Annotated in this window: 17 protein-coding genes, 2 pseudogenes and 1 riboswitch; of the genes and pseudogenes, 16 read left to right on the forward strand and 3 right to left on the reverse strand. The window is 52.9% G+C overall.

Features of this window, described 5'->3' with window-relative positions:
* Nucleotides 1-9 precede the first annotated feature (9 nt).
* Together JG50_RS0112780 and JG50_RS19430 are read right to left on the reverse strand one after the other, a co-directional pair.
* Nucleotides 10-1,449, reverse strand: a complete 1,440-nt coding sequence (locus JG50_RS0112780; RefSeq protein WP_033101515.1) for a PTS mannitol transporter subunit IICB — start codon at nucleotides 1,447-1,449, stop codon at nucleotides 10-12.
* Nucleotides 1,450-1,699: 250 nt separating this feature from the next.
* Nucleotides 1,700-1,954: pseudogene (locus JG50_RS19430) on the reverse strand (DeoR/GlpR family DNA-binding transcription regulator); the annotation flags it as partial.
* Between the two features lie 379 nt (nucleotides 1,955-2,333).
* Here JG50_RS19430 and JG50_RS0112790 point away from each other — a divergent pair.
* The 16 genes and pseudogenes from JG50_RS0112790 (at nucleotide 2,334) to JG50_RS0112865 (ending at nucleotide 19,949) form a co-directional block, all read left to right on the forward strand.
* A complete protein-coding gene (locus JG50_RS0112790) occupies nucleotides 2,334-3,932 on the forward strand; it encodes an APC family permease (protein WP_033101516.1) in 1,599 nt (532 codons plus the stop codon).
* A gap of 286 nt (nucleotides 3,933-4,218) precedes the next feature.
* A riboswitch (cobalamin riboswitch) is annotated at nucleotides 4,219-4,413 on the forward strand.
* A gap of 279 nt (nucleotides 4,414-4,692) precedes the next feature.
* Nucleotides 4,693-6,372 (forward strand): annotated as a pseudogene (gene cobJ / locus JG50_RS18310) (precorrin-3B C(17)-methyltransferase).
* A 33-nt stretch (nucleotides 6,373-6,405) separates the two neighbouring features.
* Nucleotides 6,406-7,293, forward strand: coding sequence for a sirohydrochlorin chelatase (locus tag JG50_RS0112800; RefSeq protein ID WP_052154298.1), 888 nt, complete (start codon nucleotides 6,406-6,408; stop codon nucleotides 7,291-7,293).
* Nucleotides 7,294-7,362: 69 nt separating this feature from the next.
* Nucleotides 7,363-8,130, forward strand: a complete 768-nt coding sequence (gene cobK, locus JG50_RS0112805; protein ID WP_033101517.1) for a precorrin-6A reductase — start codon at nucleotides 7,363-7,365, stop codon at nucleotides 8,128-8,130.
* A 5-nt stretch (nucleotides 8,131-8,135) separates the two neighbouring features.
* Nucleotides 8,136-8,813 carry a precorrin-8X methylmutase gene (locus JG50_RS0112810; protein ID WP_033101518.1) on the forward strand — a complete coding sequence of 226 codons (678 nt, stop codon included), beginning with the start codon at nucleotides 8,136-8,138 and terminating at the stop codon, nucleotides 8,811-8,813.
* A 52-nt stretch (nucleotides 8,814-8,865) separates the two neighbouring features.
* Nucleotides 8,866-10,002, forward strand: a complete 1,137-nt coding sequence (locus tag JG50_RS0112815) for a cobalt-precorrin-5B (C(1))-methyltransferase (RefSeq protein WP_033101519.1) — start codon at nucleotides 8,866-8,868, stop codon at nucleotides 10,000-10,002.
* Nucleotides 9,965-11,209 carry a bifunctional cobalt-precorrin-7 (C(5))-methyltransferase/cobalt-precorrin-6B (C(15))-methyltransferase gene (locus JG50_RS0112820; RefSeq protein ID WP_033101520.1) on the forward strand — a complete coding sequence of 415 codons (1,245 nt, stop codon included), beginning with the start codon at nucleotides 9,965-9,967 and terminating at the stop codon, nucleotides 11,207-11,209. The genes JG50_RS0112815 and JG50_RS0112820 overlap by 38 nt, the downstream gene beginning before the upstream one ends.
* Nucleotides 11,206-11,910: a precorrin-2 C(20)-methyltransferase gene (cobI, locus tag JG50_RS0112825; protein WP_033101521.1), complete on the forward strand. Its 705-nt coding sequence runs from the start codon at nucleotides 11,206-11,208 to the stop codon at nucleotides 11,908-11,910. Before JG50_RS0112820 ends, cobI begins: the two co-directional genes overlap by 4 nt.
* Entirely contained in the window at nucleotides 11,907-12,704 is a 798-nt protein-coding gene (gene cobM / locus JG50_RS0112830) for a precorrin-4 C(11)-methyltransferase (protein ID WP_033101522.1), read from the forward strand. The genes cobI and cobM overlap by 4 nt, the downstream gene beginning before the upstream one ends.
* The gene (locus JG50_RS0112835) at nucleotides 12,701-13,813 is read left to right on the forward strand and encodes a cobalt-precorrin 5A hydrolase (protein ID WP_181735444.1); all 1,113 of its coding nucleotides are present in this window, start codon (nucleotides 12,701-12,703) and stop codon (nucleotides 13,811-13,813) included. The genes cobM and JG50_RS0112835 overlap by 4 nt, the downstream gene beginning before the upstream one ends.
* Nucleotides 13,806-15,212 (forward strand): cobyrinate a,c-diamide synthase, encoded by a 1,407-nt coding sequence (locus tag JG50_RS0112840; protein ID WP_033101523.1) that lies wholly within the window; start codon nucleotides 13,806-13,808, stop codon nucleotides 15,210-15,212. The genes JG50_RS0112835 and JG50_RS0112840 overlap by 8 nt, the downstream gene beginning before the upstream one ends.
* Entirely contained in the window at nucleotides 15,209-15,787 is a 579-nt protein-coding gene (cobO, locus tag JG50_RS0112845; protein ID WP_033101524.1) for a cob(I)yrinic acid a,c-diamide adenosyltransferase, read from the forward strand. Before JG50_RS0112840 ends, cobO begins: the two co-directional genes overlap by 4 nt.
* A 15-nt stretch (nucleotides 15,788-15,802) precedes the next feature.
* The gene (locus tag JG50_RS0112850; RefSeq protein ID WP_033101525.1) at nucleotides 15,803-17,308 is read left to right on the forward strand and encodes a cobyric acid synthase; all 1,506 of its coding nucleotides are present in this window, start codon (nucleotides 15,803-15,805) and stop codon (nucleotides 17,306-17,308) included.
* 59 nt (nucleotides 17,309-17,367) lie between these two features.
* Nucleotides 17,368-18,153 (forward strand): HoxN/HupN/NixA family nickel/cobalt transporter, encoded by a 786-nt coding sequence (locus JG50_RS0112855; protein WP_033101526.1) that lies wholly within the window; start codon nucleotides 17,368-17,370, stop codon nucleotides 18,151-18,153.
* 200 nt (nucleotides 18,154-18,353) lie between these two features.
* A complete protein-coding gene (locus JG50_RS0112860) occupies nucleotides 18,354-19,214 on the forward strand; it encodes an alpha/beta fold hydrolase (RefSeq protein WP_033101527.1) in 861 nt (286 codons plus the stop codon).
* A gap of 240 nt (nucleotides 19,215-19,454) precedes the next feature.
* Nucleotides 19,455-19,949 (forward strand): DUF6843 domain-containing protein, encoded by a 495-nt coding sequence (locus JG50_RS0112865; RefSeq protein ID WP_152568579.1) that lies wholly within the window; start codon nucleotides 19,455-19,457, stop codon nucleotides 19,947-19,949.
* 271 nt (nucleotides 19,950-20,220) lie between these two features.
* Here JG50_RS0112865 and JG50_RS0112870 read toward each other — a convergent pair whose 3' ends face one another.
* Complete coding sequence (locus JG50_RS0112870) at nucleotides 20,221-21,753, reverse strand: Na+/H+ antiporter NhaC family protein (protein ID WP_033101529.1); 1,533 nt, start codon at nucleotides 21,751-21,753, stop codon at nucleotides 20,221-20,223.
* Nucleotides 21,754-22,114: the final 361 nt, after the last annotated feature.

Raw genomic sequence — 22,114 nt, forward strand, 5'->3', positions numbered from 1 at the left:
CCTGAAGGATCACGAGTGTTTATTTTCATTTTGCTCTTTCAGCCGTTGAGTCAATTCGTCATATCTGGGGCTGTTCAAGAAATTATCGACCGAGATGTGCTCCGCATCGGGTAATTTAGTTTTTGCGCGATCGGTCAGCGTTTTTTGCGTCACTACGATATCCGCATCTTCGGGCAGATCATTGATGGCGGTATTGGTTACTTCGACGTCAATACCGGCATCTTTGAATTTTTTCCGCAAGATGGAAGCGCCCATGGCACTGGAACCCATTCCTGCATCACAAGCGAAGACCACTTTTTTAACGGATGCCGCTTTTGTTTGTGGCGCAATGGCCTGATTCATTACGCTGCTTTTCTTTCCTTTCATCTCCTGTACCTTATCGGCAGCTTTTGCCAAATCATCGTCATCTGCTGCCGAGGTTTTCAGGAATACAGCGGAGATCAGGAAAGATACCACCGTACTGACGACAATCCCGGCCAGTACGGGCAGAAGGCCGCCTTTGGGAGCCATTGCGATCAGCGCAAAGATACTTCCCGGCGATGGAACTGCCACCAGACCTGCATGCAGGATTTGGAAGGTGAATACACCGCTCATTCCCCCCGCGATCACGGCCAGAACCAAACGGGGTTTCATGAGGATATACGGGAAATAGATTTCGTGAATTCCTCCCAGGAAATGAATGATGGCTGCACCGGGGGCTGATTGTTTGGCGGTTCCACGGCCAAACAGCCAGTAGCCCAGCAGAATGCCCAGCCCGGGACCCGGATTTGGTTCCAGAAGGAAAAAGATGGATTTGCCGGCGGCTGATGCTTCCTTGAATCCCAAGGGGCTCAGGACGCCGTGGTTAATTGCATTGTTGAGGAACAGCACTTTGGCCGGTTCAATCACAATGCTGGCCAGCGGGAGCAGTCCGGCATGCACAATCCATTCCACACCGGAAGCCAAAGCCTGGGTTAAGGCAGCGACGATGGGTCCGATGGCGATAAAACCCAAAATGGTCAAAATCGCACCGACAATACCCGCGGAAAAGTTATTGACGAGCATTTCAAAACCCGTGGGAATTTTTCCTTTGAAAAGCCGGTCAACCAGTTTGATCACGAGACCGCCCAGAGGGCCCATGATCATCGCGCCCAAAAACATGGGAATATCTGTAGCAATAATAATTCCCATTGTGGCCAGGGCTCCGATCACTCCGCCACGCACATCGTAAACCATCTTGCCCCCGGTGTATCCGATGAGAAGGGGCAACAAGTATTTGATGATCGGATCAACCAGTTCAGCCAACTTTTCATTGGGGAACCAGCCTGTCGGAATAAATAATGCCGTAATCAATCCCCAAGCGATAAATGCCCCGATATTCGGCATCACCATGCCGCTTAAAAATCTCCCCAATTTCTGGATGCGAACGCGGAGATTCAGATCATTTTCCTGTTTAAGCGACTCATCCATGATCGATATCCTCCCTCTATGTTAAATTTTTAAAAAGATGATAAGATCCGTTAACTCCATAGTAAAAAGAGATGGTTTTCGATTCAACAAAATGAAAATATAGTTTCGTCACAATAGATGTTGACAAAATTAAAATAGACAATGCTTGAAGTTCAGACAAAAGCACGCGAAGCGTTTTTTTAGCAATGAAAAAAAGTTGCCAGCATCGTGATCGCCGGCAACTTCGCAGAGGGGGAAAAGCGTTTTGACATCAGTCGGATTGGTCGGCGGCAACAAGGCGGATCTGATGTTGTTCGGCATAATCCCAACACGCTTTGCCTGAAGCGGTATCGGTGATAATACAATCGATCTCATCCAGACTGCAATAAGTGATCAATGCGTATTTGCTGAATGTATGATGGTCAATCAATAAATGGATTTCCGGTCTTCTTGTCACGATGGCTTTTTTACTTTCCCTTTCGAGCGGAGGGGAATGGGTTATCCCTTTTGTGATTGAGACTCCGGCCGAGCCATAAACGCTTGGTTTATATTATAGGATGTCAATAAATCCATGTTTTTAAAACGGATAAATGCGTTGGTTTCACGGTCGAGTACGCCCCCCGATGGCAAGGAGATTCAGATTTTGATCAGGGAAAGCGTTGACGATCAAATTGAGACTATCCTTCATAATGGTCGCATGTTTCGTTTGCAAGTACCCGGCTGTTTCCAATGAATTCGGATGAGGCGGACACCTGAAATTAAAATAATAATATTCTATTATTTATGTATTAACTAAACTATTTGATTTATTAGAAATATATATTATAATAAAATAGATTTATATATATACAAAAGTCCCAAGCGATGTCGGTTTATTTGCAAGAATATTCGAAAGGAGAGGCGGTATGGAAGGATTTTTTAAAAAGAAGTTAAATCTGATCGATTTGACGTTTTTGGGTCTTGGTTCCATTATCGGCTCCGGCTGGCTGCTGGCATCGATGAACGGAGCCAAGTATGCCGGCTCAATCGCATGGGTGGCCTGGATTGGCGGGGCCATCGCGGTCTTATTAATCGGTTTGGTGTACGGTGAGCTGGCTGCAGCGTTGCCGCGCGCGGGGGGATTTGTGAGGTACCCGGAGTATACGCATGGTTCGCTGGTCGGTTTTTTGTCGGGGACGGCTTCATTGCTAGCGTATTCCAGTGTGGCCGGAATTGAAGTTGAGGCGGTTGTCAGCCATGCCTCCTTTTACTGGCCGGCCCTGATGGACAATGCGGGTCCGTCGATCCTGGGGCGTGTGATTGAAATTTTGCTTCTTCTTCTGTTTTTCCTGTTAAACTATTGGAGCGTCAATGTGTTTGGCAAGAGTAACACCATTATCACCTTTTTTAAATTTGTGGTTCCGTCTGTGACAATCATCACCTTGTTCTTCTTCTTCAAGGGAGGAAACTTCGCGACTGTTGGCGCGGTTCCGGGTGGTGCGGAAGGCGTGTTCAAGGCCATTGCCGGCGGAGGGATCGTTTTCGCGTTTCTTGGGTTCCGTCAGGCGGTCGACTTTGGGGCCGAAGCGAAGAATCCGCAACGGGATATTCCGCGAGCCATCATTTTGGCTGTCACACTCGGTACGATCGTCTATATCCTGCTGCAAGTGACGTTTCTCGGCGCTGTCCCGAGTGAAGCGCTGACACAGGGTTGGGGGCATATTGCCGACTTTATGCCGAAATCGGCAAACTACCCGTTTGTCTGGATTGCCGGTTCACTCGGTCTGACCTGGCTGTCGACGCTGCTGCTGATTGACGCCGTAATATCGCCTGCCGGCACGGGTAACATCTATCTGTCGGGGACTGGTCGCGTCCTTTATGCGTGGGCCAAAAACCGCCATTTCTATTCTTGGTTTGCGAAGATTGATCCTCGTACGGGTGTTCCGCGGGCAGCCCTTTGGCTCAGTTTCCTGCTGGCGATTGCCTGGATTTTGCCCCCCAGCACGGACACTTGGTCAAAACTGGTTGACGCGGTTACATCGGCCACCGTTATGACATACATGATCGGCCCCATTTCCATGACTTCGATGCGCAGAACAATGCCAAACATGAAACGCCCGTTTTTCTTGAAAGGGGGAGCGATTTTAAGTCCGTTGGCTTTTATTGCGGCCACCTGCATTATCTACTGGGCGGGCTGGACGACTGACAGCATGTTGATCGGAATCGCGCTCGGTTCATTGATTTTGTACTTTGCCTTTATCGACAAGGACGAATCCACCCGAGCCAGTCTGAAGCAGGCCTGGAAGTCGGGTGCGTGGCTGATCGTCTACTATATCTTTATCCTGGTGATGTCGTACATCGGTTCATTCGGTCCGATGAAATCCCCGTTGATCCCGGGCGAGTGGGATACGCTGATCGTTGTCATCGGAGCAATCATCCTGTTTTACTGGGGCGTCAACTCGGCTCTGCCGAAACCGTCGTTTGAGACGGACACGGAGGGCGAAGCACCCCCGAAATTTGAGTAAACTCATCCGTTCATTTTCTCGCAACTGCAATGAGTGGCTGAGGAACTCTTGGGCTTGTCGGCAAAAATGCTTGTTAACACTTGTCGACAAGCTTCTTTTGTTTTTCTGCCAGGGTGTCGCTGGCCGAGTCAAAGGGCGCCACTCCCCTTTTGTGTTGGCTTCAGTTCCAAGGGGGATGGTTAAGCGGTGTTTGGACGGAATAATTTCTGATGATGGTATTTTCTTTAAAATGCTTGATATTTCGTGTTCTTATAATATATAATTATTTTTAAAAATGTTGATAATTTCATATGAAGTGGGAAAAGGTGGAGTGTTAGACGACACTCCCGAAGAGGGAAGTCCGGTGAGAATCCGGCGCGGTCCCGCCACTGTGAATGGGGAGTCGGGTTCTGGTCACTGTTTAGACGATGGGAAGGCCAGAGCCAAAAATGATTGACGATGATCCATGAGCCAGGAGACCTGCCTTTTCTGACAGCACCGTTTGACCTACGCGGATAGGAAGGTGCTTATAGCGGTCCGGCGCTTGGTGTCCCTGTTTGTCCGGTTGGCAGGGACTCAATATCTGCTTGAGCAGCCGGGAAACGGTCTGCCTTGATTCTGCCGCCTATAAGCACTTTCCGTCCGTCGTGGTGGAAAGTGCTTTTTATATTGCCGATTCAGGGAGGTTGCATCCGGCTAAAGCTGTTCACTTTCTTGCATGAGTCCGGGTTTTGTTTGCTCGTCGCGACAGTTCTGTCAGGGGAAGAATCGTTACCGGGACATGAAAGTGAAGAGAAATGGCGAGGTGAATAGAGAAGTGAACAAAGGAAAACTGTTGATTGTCGGTTTTGGCCCCGGGCATTTTGACCATCTCACCGAGCGGGCGCGTGAAGCGATCCGGGAAAGTGAAGTCGTTGTCGGTTATAACACCTATGTGGATATCATACGCGATCTCCTGACTGATCAGGAGATTGTGCGTACCGGAATGACTGAAGAGGTGAGCCGGGCACAGGAAGCGGTGAGACAAGCGGAACAAGGGAAAAAGGTGGCCGTGATCTCCAGCGGGGATGCGGGGGTGTACGGAATGGCCGGGCTCGTTTACGAAGTGTTGATCGAAAAAGGGTGGCACCCCGATACCGGTGTCGAAGTGGAAGTGATTCCGGGGATTTCCGCGATCAATTCCTGCGCTTCTCTGCTCGGTTCACCGGTGATGCACGATGCCTGCATGATCAGTTTAAGCGACCATCTCACCCCTTGGGAGACGATCGCCAAACGGATCGAAGCGGCGGCTTCCGCAGATTTTGTCATTGCATTATACAATCCGAAGAGCGGGCGGCGAGTCCGGCAGATTGTCGAAACGCAGCGCATTTTATTGCAGTATCGTTCGCCAGGGACACCTGTCGGCCTGGTGAAAAGCGCATATCGCGAGCGGCAGCAGATTGTTTTGACCACACTGGGAGATATGTTGAACCATGAGATCGGGATGTTGACCACTGTGATAATTGGCAATTCGACCACCTTTGTTTATGAGGGTTTAATGATCACGCCGCGCGGTTACCAGCGCAAATACACGCTGAGCAAAGAGATCCAGGACCTGAAGCCTCACCAGCGTTTGCAAGTGGAGGCAGAACCGTGGTCGCTCAATGCCTTTGGCGAATCATCAGGAAAGTTCGTCAAAGAGCAGAACATCGCGACAGCCGATAAGAGAAAGGCATCCGTTCATCCGGCCAGTCTGGCGCATGAAGCGCTTTCCGTTTTGCAGGCAAAGGGACTGGTTGAGACCGGGATCACCACGATTCCGTTCACAAAACCTGTTTCGATCTTTGAAGTGGCGGTCTCTCCCGGAGTGGCCAACAAAATAATCACGCCGGAACAACTTGTCCTGCTGGCGGAAATTGCCGGCGACTAGGGTGAAATCAAGTATACTCCCCACCACCAGCTCATTTTGCGCGTTCCGACCGATGAGCCGGCGGCAGTGACTGCGCGGTTGACCGAAGCCGGGTTGCTGTTGAGCCCCATCGGGGATGTGGTGCAACTGAAAGCCTGTGATTTTTGCGATGGAGAAAAAGGGGAGTCGATTCCGCTGGCGGAGGAACTCAACCGGCGTCTGGGCGGACTCAAGGTTCCCAAAGAACTGAAAATCGGGTTTAACGGCTGTGCGATGGCCTGTTATGGGGCCGTAACGGAAGAGATTGGCATCGTCTACCGCCGCGGGACTTATGACTTGTTTTTGGGTGGGAAAAAAATCGGACGCAACGCCCATCCGGCCCAGCGGGTCGCAGAAGGAATTTCGCCCGGGGAGATGTTGGAGACGGTGGAACAGGTGGTACGGGAATATGCGGAACAGGGCCATCCCAATGAACGGTTTAACAAATTTTTCAAACGAGTGAAAGAAGTGGCCGGTTTTGCTTATTCCGACGAGAGAAAACCGGTTATTGAAGAGCTCGCCTGCGGGGATTAAACGGCAGGCAAAAAAGAAACGGGAGGAATCTGTTTGAACGCGATCCTGTTTGTCGGCCATGGGAGCCGGGACCCGGAAGGGAACAAAGAGTTGCTGCGTTTTACGGAAAAGCTTTCGCGCGTTGTTGACGCACCGGTGAAAGAAACGTGTTTTTTGGAACTGGCATCGCCCGATATTCCGCAAGGCATTCAGCGGTGTGTGGAACAGGGGGCGAACCGGATTACGCTGATTCCCGTGATGTTGTTTGCTGCCGGACATGCCAAAATTCACATCCCTTTGGCGATTCAGGAAGCGCAGGAACAATATCCGGGCGTCCAATTCCGTTACGGCCGTCCGATTGAAGTGGATGAAGCCGTACTGGATCTGTTGGAACAGCGGGTGGCAGACATTAATCCGGGAGTGCGGGAGGAAACGGCGATTCTGCTCGTCGGCCGCGGTTCCAGCGATTTGTACGCCAACAGTGATCTATACAAGATTGCCCGCATGTTTTGGGAGAAAAATCGCTACAGATGGGTGGAAGTTTCTTTTATCGGGGTGACGGAGCCGCTTTTCGCCGAGGGATTGGAACGCTGCATCCGGCTGGGAGCCAAAAGGATTGTCACTTTGCCCTATTTTTTGTTTACCGGTGTGCTGATCAAGCGGATGCGGGCAATCTTGAATGAATATGAGTGGCGCCATCCTGAAATTGAGTTTCATATGGGCGCCTATCTCGGATTTGATGAAGGACTGATTCCGATTGTCCAAAAAAGAGTGAGCGAAGTGAGGCAGGGGGAAGGGGTAGCATGGAAAGCCCTGGCCGAAAAGGCAATCGCCGACGGGCATGACCATCACCATCACCACCATCATCATGATTGCGGGCATCATGATCACACCGCCGCTCACGGGACATCTCATCAGGCTGTCCGCAGCAAACGTTCATGAATTTCCCGGGATTGTCCGGGCCCGCGATCATGATCACACAGCAAAGAAGCATGGAAAGGAGTTCTCCAGATGGTTCTGTTTTTGGCCGGTACCAGTGATGCGAGGGACCTGGCTGTCCGTTTGAACCGCGCGCGGATTTCTCTGTTGGCCACCGTCGTCACGGAGAGTGCTGCCAAGAGTTTGCGGGAAGAGGGGATTCCCGTCAGGGTGGGAAGGCTCACCGCGGAGGAGATGGCCGGCCTGATCCGCGTGCAGGGGTGCAACCGGGTGGTGGATGCCAGTCACCCTTTTGCCGAAGAAGCGTCCAAAAATGCGATGGAGGCGGCGCGAATTTGCGGCATCCCTTATATTCGCTTTGAGCGGCCCGCCTGGATATACGGGAATCATCCGGGTATCTGCATCGTTTCTTCCTATGAAGAAGCTGCTGAAGAGGCGGCACGGCGTAAAGGGGTGATTATGCTGACCACGGGAAGCAAGACATTGGCCACTTTTACCAAACGGCTTTTGCCGGATCCGGAAATTCTCCTGGTCGCACGCATGTTGCCCCGCAAGGACAACATGGAAAAATGTGCGGAGCTGGGCATTGAGCAAAAAAATATCATTGCCATGCAAGGTCCGTTTGGCAAAGAGCTGAATATCGCCCTGTACCGACACTACGGGGTGACGACCGTGATCACCAAAGAAAGCGGCAAAGCGGGTTCTGTGGATGAAAAGGTGGAAGCGGCCCTGGACGAGGGAATTGGCGTGATTCTGATTGCAAGGCCGCAACTGGATTACGGCACCTCTTTTTCCAGCGCAGAAGAGGTGGTCGCTGCACTGAGCAAAGGAGGAGAGTGAACAATATGTCCCATCAATCTTTTAAACCGGTGACAACCCGGCCGCGGGAAATCGAGAATCTCAGTTTTGAAATGATCAAGGACGAACTGGGTGATCACCCGTTCACAGCAGAGCAATTTCCCATCGTACAGCGGGTGATTCATGCTTCCGCCGATTTTGACCTGGGACGCAGCCTGATTTTTCATCCGCAGGCGGTGGAGGCGGGAATCCGGGCGATTCAAAGCGGAAATACCATTGTCGCGGATGTGCAGATGGTTCAGGTGGGCATCAGTAAACCGAGAATCGCCAAATTTGGCGGCGATGTGCGCGTCTACATCTCGGATCCCGACGTGGTGGAAGAAGCCAAACGGCTGGGAACGACCCGGGCCATCATCTCCATGCGCAAAGCGGTGAAAGAGGCGGAAGGAGGCATTTTTGCCATCGGCAATGCACCGACGGCCCTGCTGGAATTAATCCGCCTCGTGAGGGAAGGAGTGGCCAAACCGGGATTGATCGTCGGCGTTCCGGTCGGGTTTGTCTCCGCTGCGGAATCCAAGGAAGAACTGAGCAAATGCGAAGTCCCTTTTATCACCAACCGTGGCCGGAAAGGCGGCAGCCCGACAGCGGTGGCTATCGTGAATGCCCTTTCCCTCTTGGCGGAAAAAGCGGGGCAAAACGGATCATCAACTTTTAGGACTCCGTGATCCCGGCATGCGATACAGTTTCACAGATGTTCATCAGTTAAGGAGTTTCGCAATGAAAAAGCAGGCGGAAGAGCAAGAACGAAAAGAATTGCGACATGGCTATACGACGGGAGCTTGCGCTGCTGCCGCCACAAAAGCGGCCCTGCTTTCCCTGATCACCGGACAGGCCGTCCATGAGGTGGAGATTGTGCTTCCGGTCGGCCAAATGGCGTCTTTTTCGGTCGATCAGGCGCAACTGCGGGAAGGGGAGGCAGAATGCAGCGTGATTAAGGATGCTGGTGATGATCCTGATGCCACGCATGGAGCACGTATTGTTTCCACCGTGACTTGGAGTGAAGAACCGGGAATCCGGCTCGATGGCGGACCGGGAGTGGGCCGGGTGACCAAACCGGGGCTGCCCGTGCCCGTGGGCGAAGCGGCCATCAATCCGGTTCCGCGGAAAATGATTCGTGAAACAGTGAGAGAAGTGCTTTCATCCTTTGCCATCAAGCGCGGTGTTCAGGTAAAGATCTCCGTGCCGGATGGAGAAGAGATTGCCAAAAAGACGCTGAACGAAAGGCTGGGGATTGTGGGTGGCATTTCGATCCTGGGGACGCGGGGCATCGTGGTTCCGTTCTCCACTGCAGCTTATCGGGCCAGCGTCGCCCAGGCAATCCAGGTGGCCAGAGCGAACGGTTGCCGGCATTTGGTGCTGACGACCGGGGGCAGCAGTGAAAAGGCGGCGATGAAAATGTACCCGGAGCTTCGCGAGGAGGCTTTTATCCAGATGGGGGACTTTGTCGGGTTTGCCTTGAAACACGCAAAGCGGGCCGGCGTCTCGAAAGTGACGCTGGTGGGGATGATGGGCAAGTTCTCCAAAGTGGCGCAAGGCGTGATGATGGTTCATTCCAAGAGCGCGCCCGTCGACTTCGACTTTTTGGCCCGCATCGCGGAAAAAGCCGGCGCTCCCCCCGCTTTGGCTGCGCAAGTCCGGGAGGCGAACAATGCCACCCATGCCGGGCAGCTGATGGAAGAGGCAGGGCATGACCGCTTTTTTACGCTGCTTTGCGAACAGATATGCCGGCAGTGTCTTTTGCAGGTTGAAGGCGGCATCCGGATTGAAACCATTTTAGTCAAGATGAAAGGTGCAGAGTTAGGGAGGGCGGAAATGAGTGGCGAAAAAGATGAAGGTGATTGGCATCGGCGATGACGGGCAAAACGGATTGTCTTCCCGCGTCAAGAAGTGGATTGAACAGGCGGACGTGTTGGCGGGCGGAGAACGGCAGCTCTCCTTTTTTCCGGATCATCCGGGCAGGCGGATCCTGATCAAAGGGGGGCTCGGCCCGGTTTTGGAGCAGTTGGAACGTGAAAGCCGTCAGCACGATGTCGTCGTCCTGGCTTCGGGAGATCCTCTTTTTTACGGGATTGCCAGCTTGATCGTGCGCAAGCTGGGACTGGAACGGGTGGTGATTCATCCCCATCCCAGTTCGCTTCAGCTGGCCTTTGCCCGCATGGGGGATAGCTGGCAGCAAGTCCGGATCGAAAGTGTGCACGGGCGGCCGATGAAGGGACTGGCCCAGCGGATTGACGGGCAGGAAAAGGTGGCTCTGCTTACGGATGAAGTCCATTCTCCGGGGGAGATCGCCCGTTATCTGTTGCAGTTCGGAATGACCGAGTACCGGGCGTTTGTGGCCGAGAATCTGGGTGGCCCGGAAGAAAGATGCGGCTGGTGGGAATTGGACGAACTGGTGGATGCCGAGTTCTCCCCGCTCAACATTGTCGTTCTCAAGCGAAAAAAAGAGGTGCCAGTTCCGCGATGGAGTTTGGGGATCGAGGATGGGGAGTTTTTTCAGCGGAAGCCGGAAAAAGGATTGATCACCAAAAAAGAAGTGCGCGTGCTCAGCCTGGCAGAATTACGCTTGCAGAAGGACAGCACGGTTTGGGATATCGGTGCGGGGTCCGGCTCGGTTTCTGTGGAAGCGGCCAAACTGGCCCCGTTTGGAGAAGTGTTTGCCATTGAAAAAAATGAAGCGGATCTTGCCAACATTGAAGCCAACCGCAGGAAATTCCGTGCCGATTTCACCGTGATTCATGCCAAAGCCCCGGAAGGTCTGGACTCATTGCCTGACCCGGATGCGGTATTTATTGGCGGAAGCGGTGGTGAGCTGTGCGAGCTGCTCCGGGTTTGCTGTTTGCGCCTCAAGTCCGGCGGCCGAATTGTCGTCAACGCCGCCACGGTGGAAACATTGGCACAAACACGGGAAACGCTGGCAGCGCAAGGATTTTCCGTGAGAATCACTTTGCTGCAAACAGCCAGGAGCAGGCCAATCCTGCAGATGACCCGCTTTGAAGGGATGAATCCGATCAATGTCATTGTCGGCGAAAGAGATCACACCACAGGGGAGGGACGGGCATGATCGGACAACTGATCGGAATCGGCATGGGGCCGGGCGATCCGGAATTGATCACGGTAAAAGCTTATCGCGTGTTAAAAGAATCCCCGGTCATTGCTTATCCAAAGAAGCGGATGGGCGAAAAAAGCTATGCGTTGTCCATTGCCGAGACGTATATCAATCCGCTGGAAAAGGAGATGCTCGGGCTTGTTTTCCCCATGACGAGGGACCGGGAACAGTTGGAACGGGAATGGGAGCGAACTGTCGAAGCAGTCTGGCAAAGGCTGTCGCAAGGAAAAAACGTGGCATTTGTCACCGAAGGAGATCCGCTGCTGTACAGCACGTTTATTCATATGAGCCGGCGGATGCAGGAATTGCACCCACAGGTGGCGATTTCTTCCGTTCCGGGCATTTCATCGATCAACGGTGCTGCTTCCCGTTTAAATTTGCCTCTGGCGGACGGCGATGAGCAAATCGCCATCGTTCCGGCAACGGAAGACCGGCAGGCGATGAGAAAAGCGCTCACCGAACATGATGCGGTTGTCTTTCTCAAAGTGGCAAAAGTGCTGGATCTGATTATTGACCTTTTGGAAGAATTAAATCTCTCAGACAAGGCGATGGTCGTTTCCAAGGTGACTTCCGATCAGGAAATGGTCTGGAAGAACGTGGCCGAACTGAAAGGGCAGAAGCCGGGATATCTGACACTGATGGTGGTGAGAAAATGAAGCGATTGGAAGCAAAAGTCTACATCGTGGGAGCAGGTCCCGGAGATCCGGATCTGATCACGGTCAAGGGGCAGCAGGTTCTGCAAAATGCCGACGTGATCCTGTACACCGATTCACTCGTCAGTGAGGAGCTGATTGCCCGGGCCCGCCCGGATGCTTTGGTGTTGAAAAGTTCAGGGATGGATTTGCAGCAAATTGTCGGACTCATGGTTGCCCATGTCCGCGGAGGAAAAAGCGTCGCCCGCGTCCATACCGGTGACCCGGCCGTTTATGGAGCCATTTTTGAACAGATGGCCATGTTAAAAAAAGAAAAGATTCCTGTTGAAATCATCCCGGGCGTCAGTTCCGTGTTTGCCGCTGCCGCCGTCTTGGGAGCGGAACTGACGATTCCCAAACTGACGCAGACGCTCATTCTCACCCGCGCCGAAGGCAGAACACCGGTGCCGGAAAAGGAAAAACTGCGGGAATTGGCAGCCCATCAGACTACGATTGCCTTGTTTTTAAGTGCCACGTTGACCAAAAAGGTGGTAAACGAGCTGCTGGAAGCGGGATGGTCCGAGGATACGCCTGTCGCTGTGGTGCAAAAAGCGACCTGGCCCGAGCAGAAAATCGTCCGTTCCACCCTGAAGCATCTGGATGAAGAGATGCGTAAAGCCGGCATTCGCAGCCACGCCATGATTCTGGCCGGATGGGCGCTCGACCCCGATCTCTATGAACAAAGCGAAGCATACCGTTCCAAGCTGTATGATCCTTCCTTTACTCACGGCTATCGCAAAGGAGGGAATGCTTCATGAACCGGATGTATGCAGTGGTTGCCATAACCAAGCACGGTGTCGAAATAGCCCGCCGCCTTGTCCGCCAGCTTCCGGGTTCCGATCTGTACTATATGGACAAATTTGCCCGCGGGGATGAGGAGGCGCTGGGTATTACCCTCTTTACCGGGTCGGTGCGGTTGATCCTTCCTGATTTGTTCCGGCGGTACAACGGCTTGATCATCCTGATATCTCTCGGCGCGGTGGTGCGCATGATCGCTCCCTTGCTCAAAGACAAGAAAACCGACCCGGCCGTGGTGGTGGTCGATGACCGTGGGGAGCATGTGATCAGCGTGCTGTCCGGCCATCTCGGCGGGGCCAATCAACTGACCCGGCGTGTGGCTTCCATTCTGGACGCGCGGCCGGTGATCACGACCGCTTCCGATGTGCAGCAAACAATCCCCGTCGACTTGTTCGGCTGTCAATTTGGCTGGGAAATCGAAAGTTTTGAACGGGCGACACCCGTAAGTGCGGCGGTGGTAAACGAGGAGAGGGTGATTGTCATTCAGGAGTCGGGCGAACCGGACTGGTGGGCCTATGACAAACCCCTGCCCGGCCATATTCAGGTGGTGGCTTCTGCCTGCGAGGCGGAGGAACAGGAATTTGATGCCGCCCTCGTGGTAACGCATCGTTTGTTGAGCCCGGATGAAGAGAAACGCTTTCTGCAAAACGGGGTTCTTTACCGTCCGAAAGTGCTGGTGCTCGGAATTGGCTGCAATCGGGGCACCACGCTGGAGGAGATCGAACAGACCGTGACGGAGACGCTTGCTGAACTGAAACTCTCCATTAAAAGTGTCCGTAATATTGCCACCATCGACTTGAAAAAGGACGAGCCCGGCCTCCTCGCTTTGTGCCGAAAATACGGCTGGCGGATGGATGTATATTCTCCTGAAGAACTGAACACCGTTTCGCTGCCCAATCCTTCGGAAACGGTATATCGCTATACGGGGGCTTATGGCGTGAGCGAACCGGCAGCCCTGTTGTCTTCGGGGGCGGAAGATTGGCTCTTGCCCAAGAAAAAATCAGGAAATGTGACCCTGTCCGTTGCCCTTGTCCCACATCCCCGCGCAGGGAGGGAGAACAATGAGTGAAGCGAGACCGAGGATCGTGATTGCCGGAACCGGCAGCGGCGTGGGCAAGACGACCATTACGCTCGGCTTGATGGCCGCATTCAAAAAACGCGGGCTGCAAGTGCAAGGGTTTAAAGCAGGCCCCGATTACATCGACCCCAGCTATCACACTGCCGTTACCGGCCGTCCTTCCCGCAATCTGGATACCTGGATGATGGAGCCGGAGGGCATGCGGGAAATTTTTTTCCGCGGGAGCCGGGGGGCTGACATCTCCATCATTGAAGGAGTCATGGGGTTATATGATGGAAAAGATCCGCGCAGTGACAGGGGGAGTACGGCTGAAATCGCCATGATGCTGCAAAGCCCGGTCATACTCATCGTAAACGTTCACAGCATGGCGCGCAGTGCGGCGGCCGTGGTGAAAGGGTATCAGCTTCTGAATCCGGCCGTGCCGATTGCCGGAGTGATTGTCAACAGGGCAGGCAGCGAAGGACATTTTCGCCTGGTTCAGGCGGCGATTGAACAAGAATGCGGGATTCCTGTGGTCGGCTGGCTCTCCCGCGATCCGTCGATCGACATTCCGGAACGTCATCTCGGTTTAATTCCGGCGATTGAGCGGGGAGAAATCGCCCCGCTGTTTGCCCGCTTGGCGGAGCTCGTGGAAAAAGGGATTGATTTGGATCGGCTGGAATCGCTGGCCAGTGCAGCCCCGCAGCTGGAAACGCCGGAAAAGCGAATTTTTGCGCCCGCGTCATCTGGGGAAGAAGAACCTGTCACCATCGCGGTGGCCAAGGATGCGGCTTTTAATTTTTACTACCCGGAAAATCTGGAACTGCTGACGCATCATGGCGCTTGCCTGCGTTTTTTCAGCCCTCTTCGCGGAGAAATCGTGCCGGAGGAAGTGGACGGTCTGTATATCGGGGGAGGCTTTCCCGAAGAGTTTGTCCGGGAATTATCGGGCAACGGCAAAGTGAAGGATTCCTTTCGTAGGAAAATCGCCGCAGGCCTGCCGACGTTTGCCGAATGCGGCGGGTATATGTACCTGACTGAGGCTATCATCGACTGGGAAGGAAACGCTCATCCGATGGTCGGGGTGATTCCGGCTGCCGTCCGGATGAAAGACCGGCTGGCGGCGCTCGGCTACCGGGAAGTGGAGGCGTTAAGCGACAATCTGTTGCTGAAGCGGGGCGAAAAAGCGCGTGGCCATGAATTTCATTATTCTGAGCTGACGGCACAGTCGGACCATTACCCGCCGGCTTACCAAACGAGCGGGCGCAGGGGAAAACACCGGGAAGGGTATGTGCGGGAAAATCTGCTGGCCGGCTATACCCATCTTCATTTTGCATCCCATCCGGAGATGGTGCCGCGCTTCATTTCCGCATGCCAACAATACCGACTGAGCAGGAGGGCTGACACATGAGCAACCTGGACAAAAGGGAGACAGCCGGAAAACAGGACAGTGGACGGCGCGGGCTCACACTGGTTTACACAGGTGAAGGCAAAGGAAAGACGACGGCGGCTCTCGGGCTGGCGTTAAGGGCAGCCGGCCGGGGGATGAAAGTGCTGATTCTGCAATTTATCAAATCACCGGAACGGACGTATGGCGAGAAAATCGCGCTGGAGCGTCTGGGAGTGGAGATCTGCCAGCTGGGGATCGGTTTCACCTGGACCAAAACCCCGGAAGAACACCGGGAGGCGCTGGCCCGTGCATGGAAGATCAGCAAAGAAAGGGTAATGAGCGGAGATTACGATCTGGTCATACTCGATGAGATTAACAACGCGCTTGCCATCAAATCCTTTCCCATCGACGATGTTTTGCCGATGGCGGAAGTGCTCAACCTGATTCAAAACCGCCCTCCGCACCTGCATCTCGTTTTAACCGGGCGAAATGCGCATGAAAAGGTGATGGAAGCCGCTGATCTCGTCTCCAGAGTGGAGGCGGTCAAACATTATTATCATGAAGGAATCCCGGCGGTGCGCGGAATCGAATTTTGAAAAGGAAGCGGAACCATGAAGGCGATCATGTTGCAAGGAACAGCTTCAGATGTAGGGAAAAGTGTGTTATGCACGGCTTTTTGCCGCTATTTTCATGAAGAAGGTTTCCGGGTTGCCCCGTTTAAATCGCAAAATATGGCCCTTAACTCCTATGTGACGTCGGACGGGGGAGAAATCGGGCGGGCTCAGGGCGTTCAGGCGGAAGCGTGCGGCATTGAAGCAAATGTCGATATGAACCCGATTCTCCTGAAACCGAAAGGGGATCTGGTCTCGGAAGTGATTGTGCACGGCCGCCATTTTGCCGATGTCGCCGCCGGCTCGTATCGCGGACCGCTGCTCGGCCAACTCCTCACCGCGGCTTCGGAGTCCCTGAAACGGTTATCGCGAAAATATGAAGTGCTTGTGATCGAAGGGGCAGGCAGCCCGGCGGAGATTAATCTGAAAGACCGCGATATTGCCAATATGAGAATTGCGCAAATGGCGGATGCCCCCGTTCTGCTGGTGGCGGACATCGACCGCGGCGGAGTGTTCGCCTCGATCGTGGGAACGCTGGAACTGCTCGAACCGGAGGAACGGGCGCGGGTAAAAGGATTGATTATCAACAAATTCCGGGGCAGCAAAGCATTGCTTGAGCCGGGAATCAAATGGCTGGAAAACCGGACGGGAATTCCGGTGCTGGGCATTCTCCCCTATGTCGAAATCGATGTTGATCCCGAAGATTCGATGTCGCTGGGGGCATTGGCCTTAAAAGGAAACAAACAGGGAGCAGACCTGGACGTGGCGGTCATCCGGCTCCCGCGCATTTCCAACTTCACTGATTTTCTTCCGTTGATGGATCAGGACGATCTCGCCGTTCGTTATGTAAAATCGGTCGACGAGCTGGGAAATCCCGATGTCATCATCCTGCCCGGCACAAAGAACACGATGGAAGATCTCGCCTGGCTGAAAGTGACGGGATTGGCCGGGGAAATCCTCCGATTAAAAGAGCGGGGCAGTTCAGTGGTCGGCATTTGCGGCGGATATCAAATGCTCGGACGAAAGTTGACTGATCCCGAAGGAGTCGAATCAAGCCAAACTGAACAGGATGGTTTGGGACTGCTCGCGATGGAGACCCGCTTCGTTCCCGGCAAGCAAACGGTAAGAGCTGTCGGGAGGCCCCTTGCCTCCTGGGGTGGTTCGGAGCTTGTCGAAGGGTATGAAATTCATTTGGGCCGAACCATATTGGCTGCCGGCACCTCTCCTCTTTTCAGGCTGGCGGACGGACGCCTGGACGGTGCTGTATCCGGGGAGGGGGAGGTATGGGGAAGCTATCTGCACGGCCTGTTTGATAATCCTTCCTTTCTCCGTCATTGGATCAATCATCTCCGCTTGAAAAAAGGTTTGCCCAAAAAAGAAGAAAGCGGGAGAAACAGGCGGGAGATCCGGGAAGCGGTTTATGCCTCTCTTGCCGGGTGGATTCGTGAACACATAGACATGCAAAAAGTGAAGGAAATCATGAAGCTGGAATCCGCGGATTCGTAATGTCGATGTACCCGATCTTATGCAATTCAAATACACGACATGAAGAAGGGAATGGTGGTATGGAGGTTTTTTCGCTGATTCTGTTCGTGTTCGTGCTGGGGTTGCGTCATGGTTTGGATGCTGACCATTTGGCCTGCATTGATGGGTTGGTCCGGTATAATTGGCGCAAAAAGAGCAAGGTGACACGCTGGGTGGGCACGCTGTTTTCATTTGGACACGGAACGGTGGTGGCGAGTGTTGCTGTCGTCCTTTCTGCATTCAGCCGAAATTTCAAGTTCCCGGACTATTTTGATACCCTGGTGACATGGGTGTCCGTTCTTTCACTGCTGCTGATCGGGACGTTGAATATCCGGAACCTTCTCATCCGCACGGAAGAAGAATACAAGTTGGGAGGAATCAGGGGGAGATTCATTCCTCGCTTCGCCCGGGAAACCTCCAATCCCATTCATATTGTCATTATTGGAGCCATCTTTGCCCTTGCTGCGGATACGGTCAGCCAGACCTCTGTCTGGGCGATAGCTGCCAGCCACGCAAGCCGGTGGATGCCGGCAATGTTGGGGCTTACCTTTATGGCAGGGATGATGCTCACCGATACCATTGATTCATTTATCACCTGCCGCATGCTGGAGCAGTCGGGGAAACTGGGAAAAGCGGCATCGCGAATCATGGGATGGATAATTGTGGTGCTGGCGTACGGTGTGGCTTGTTACGAAGCGATTATCTTTTTTGTTCCTTCGTTTGAAGTGGATTTTGAAATCATCGGGGCGATGATGTTTGCTTTGATTGTTTTGTGTTATGTGATAGTGCGTTTTGGAACGAAAGCAAAACCCGGGATCGGCGGATGATGCCCGGTCCGGTGAATGCGTCGAAAGAAAACCCTGCCGCATTGCAAAAGGAGCAGGGTTTTTTCCGTCGGCCGGCCTGTGGCTCCAGATGAATGGTATACTTGTGATGAAGGCAAAAACAAGACTCGATTTTTCGGAATTTTCGTGTTGATGTGCTGGATTGTTGACCATGACAACAGGAGAAAACAGGAGGGGTTATGATGAGGGCCGGAATGTCCCGATACCTGGAAGTCGACGGTGTGCAACTTCACATTTATGAGTGGGGTGATGCGGCAAAGCCGGCGGTGTTGTGCTGGCACGGACTGACCAGAAACGGCAGGGATTTTGATACCCTGGCCGCCCGACTGGCAAAATCCTTTCATGTGATTTGCCCCGACATGATCGGACGCGGACGGAGCGAATGGAGTGCGGATCCTGCCAAGGATTACTGTTTTGGGCGTTATGAGCGTTTGGTTGCCGCTTTGGTCGATGCTTTGGGAATTGAGGAAATGCGGTGGGTTGGCACTTCCATGGGCGGGGCGATCGGAATCCGCTTGGCCGGTTCGATCCTGCGAAACCGGATTACGCACCTTGTGCTGAATGATATTGGTGCCGGCCCGGCGGAGAAACAGCCGAACGGCGAACTTGCGGAAGGGGTTCAACGCATTCTTGCCTATACGGCCAATCCGCCCGAGTTCCGAACAATGACGGAGCTTATGGATTATTATCGTTCCACTTACCGAGACTTTGGCATCAACAGTGAGGAGGAATGGCTTCATTTTACGGAAACTTCGGCCCGCCGCAAAGACAATGGCAAATTCACTCCGGATTATGATCCGCAGATTGTTCACCAGTTTGCCCATCCGGAAGACTTGTTGCTGTGGGAGCAATGGAACGCGGTAAAAGCGAAAGTTCTGTTGATCAGAGGGGAACGGTCGGATATTTTGCCGGTTGAGACAGCTGAGGCAATGCGCAAGAGCGGACCCGGCTGTCAATTGGTTACCATTCCCGGACTGGGTCACGCCCCGGCGCTGAATACAGAAGAACAGCTGACTTGCATTGAGCGTTTTTTAAATAGTTGAAGGAACAAGTTCCCGCTGTTATCCGGTCCGTCAGAAAGTCTTTGGCTACAGCTGTTCTGACGGAGTCCGGACATTCTTTTTCCGTCCGGTCAGGCCGATTGTCGGCTCTGTTCGATTTGCGGGTTTTGCCCGGGGCCGGTGAAGCGGGTTGGATCCCGGAAAAATTCCATGGTGAAAGCGGCATCCGACTCAGCGCATCAAGAATGGTATCCTCTTTTTGGGATGAATGGGGGAATAACCGTGCGGACATGGAAGTATCCTGCCGGATTGCTGTTGTTATTAGTCATGGCTCTTTTGCTTTACGTTGCATGGTCTTTTTTTTCAATTCCAACCTATGTTTTTCTCGTACCGAAGAACTATCACGGTTGGGTTCAAGTATATATGGACATTCCCGACGCCAAAGAACCCCCGAAAGAATTTTGGAACAAATATATGATCAACGTTCCTCCAAACGGAATGGTTTACACACCGTTGCCGGATCAACCGGCACACTTGGAAACCTATTTTGTTGATCAGCATGGGCACCGAACCGAACTTTTGCTGAAAGAAGATCCCCGGGCTAAAGATCCAAATGCCTTATATGTTCAAGATTTTTTCACTCAGGGATTAGATCATCTTCCTGCTTGCGATGTACTGTTTATCGGAACATCCCAGGAATACGAAAAGGTATTGCGGGAAAATCGCTATCCGGATTACTCGGAAGAAATCAAAAAGAAATTTCATTATCCCTATTAATTAATGAAGATGGGATTCAATTTGTTGTGCGACTGCTGTGCAAATGGACTCTTTTGAAGCCTTTCCGGGCAAGATCGGCAAATATTACCCGGTTGTCTGTCCACTCTTGGGCCCAGGTCTGTTGTCTTGGATACGGAAGTGTCGGAATACCGCCGTGAGAGAAGATGCCATTCACCCCGGTCTAATAGATCTTTTCAATCTTTTTCGTTGCCACGGAAAATGACCCCCTTATTGTGACCGGGGTCATTTGATTCCTGCTTTTTTCGTGCCTTCACCTGCTCATCACCCAGCCGATCACCGCATACAAAATGGCGCTGGCGATTCCGACGATCAGGGAGGCAATCAGTTTTTGATGCGCATATTTCATCAAGGGCAGCTTCATGACCGTGGCCATGGCGACGGTATTGTCACTCAGGGGAGAGGCAAATCCGCCGAAGCTGCCGCTGGCAAAAACGGCCCCGGTGATGAGCGGGATCGGGGTATGGGTGCCGGCAGCCAGCGAAAAACCCAGAGGCATCAGGATTGCCCACGCTCCAAAGCTGGATCCGACGATATAGGAGATGACACAGCCCACCAGAAACAGGACAGGAGCCAACCACAGGGACGGAACCAGGTGTTCGATCAGGTTTTTCGTATAGGTGATAAAACCCAGATCCGTCGAGACAGCTGTCAAGGCCCAGACGAGAGCGAGCAGCACGTTTACGCCCATCATCTCATTGCCCCCTTGCAAAAATCCGAAGAGGAGTCGCTGGATCGGCTGCCGGTGAATCCCGTACCAGATAAAGGAGAGAATCAGCGTGATGAAGACAGCTTCCAGCATCGCTTTGCCCGCATCGGCTTTAGTGAGTGCCTCCCAGAAAGAGGGGGTTTTCGTATAACCGTCCCACCAGGTGAGAAAAAAGGTGAATCCCAACAGCAGACAGAGGGGGACGATCAGATGAATTGCCTTGGGCGCGGCTGATTCTGAAACGATTTCCACCGGATCGGGAAAGTCGCTGTCAGGTTCGTGTTCACTGCTGGCGCCGGTATTTTTTTTCCCGGCCAACGCTTTGTCCTGCTTGCACAAATCTTTAAAATAACCGACCTGGGGCGAGGTGCGGAAAGGAGTGCGAATGCCGGGAGGGCAATCATTGGGATCAACAGCTCCTTTTTCCTCGGATTTTCCTTTGAAAAAAGTGAGATAAAGGGTATAGACCAGCATCAGGATAGAGAAGAAGTTGAAAGGAATGCTTTGCAGCAAAACCTGATAAGGGGTGAGGCTGAACCCCTGATGATGGGCCGAATCGGCGATCAGCCCGACCATGTACCCGACGAACGCCGTTCCGATCGGAATCAGGGCGATTAAGGGAGTTGAGGTGGCATCGATGATGAAGGCCACTTTGGAACCGGAGATTTTCAATCGTTGAAATACTTCTTTCATCACGGGGCCGACGGTGATGATGCGAAAGTCGGGAGCCATAAAGGTGGCCAGTGAGGAGAGCCAGGTCAGCCCGAAAGCGCTGCGGGCCGATTTGATACGGCGATTCATCCACTGCGCGAACCCTGATACTCCCCCCGTAACGCGAACCAGTCCGATAAAGGCGCCAAAGCCGTACATAAAGAGAAGGAGGCGAAGATTGCCGGGCGAAGTGACTTCCTTGACCAGATAGTGGATTGCCACTTCAATACCCCCGAGCCAGGTGAATTTTTTCATGTAGGCTCCGACGAGCAGGCCCGCCATCAGGCCGATCAGTACCTGGCGTGTCCACATCGCCAGCGGGATTACAATCAGAAAAGGCAAAAGAGACCAGAAAGATGCGTGCATCAGGTCCACTCCCTGTGTGGAATATTTCGATCATAGGATGCACCAAGAAAAGGAAAATCATTCCGAGACAAGATCTTATTCATCTATACTTGGTATGCGGACAGCAGGAAGGCGGATCAGAGTGATGGAGGAATGGCTGTTATTTTGCTTTATCGGGAAGAAAATCCATCAGCAGATTTTGGAAATATTTTCATTTGACGCAGCGCTCTCCGGGTGATATAGTAGTTTACGTCGCTTTTGCGAAGAGGAAATTATCAATCTCGTTTCTAAAAAACTATTGACATATGATGCGAGATGTGATAGCATTAAATTCCGTCGCGATAAGCGATTGATAAAAAACGTGTTCCTTGAAAACTAAAGA

The sequence above is a fragment of the Thermoactinomyces daqus genome (assembly GCF_000763315.1).
In the GTDB taxonomy this organism is placed as follows: Bacteria; Bacillota; Bacilli; order Thermoactinomycetales; family Thermoactinomycetaceae; genus Thermoactinomyces_A; species Thermoactinomyces_A daqus.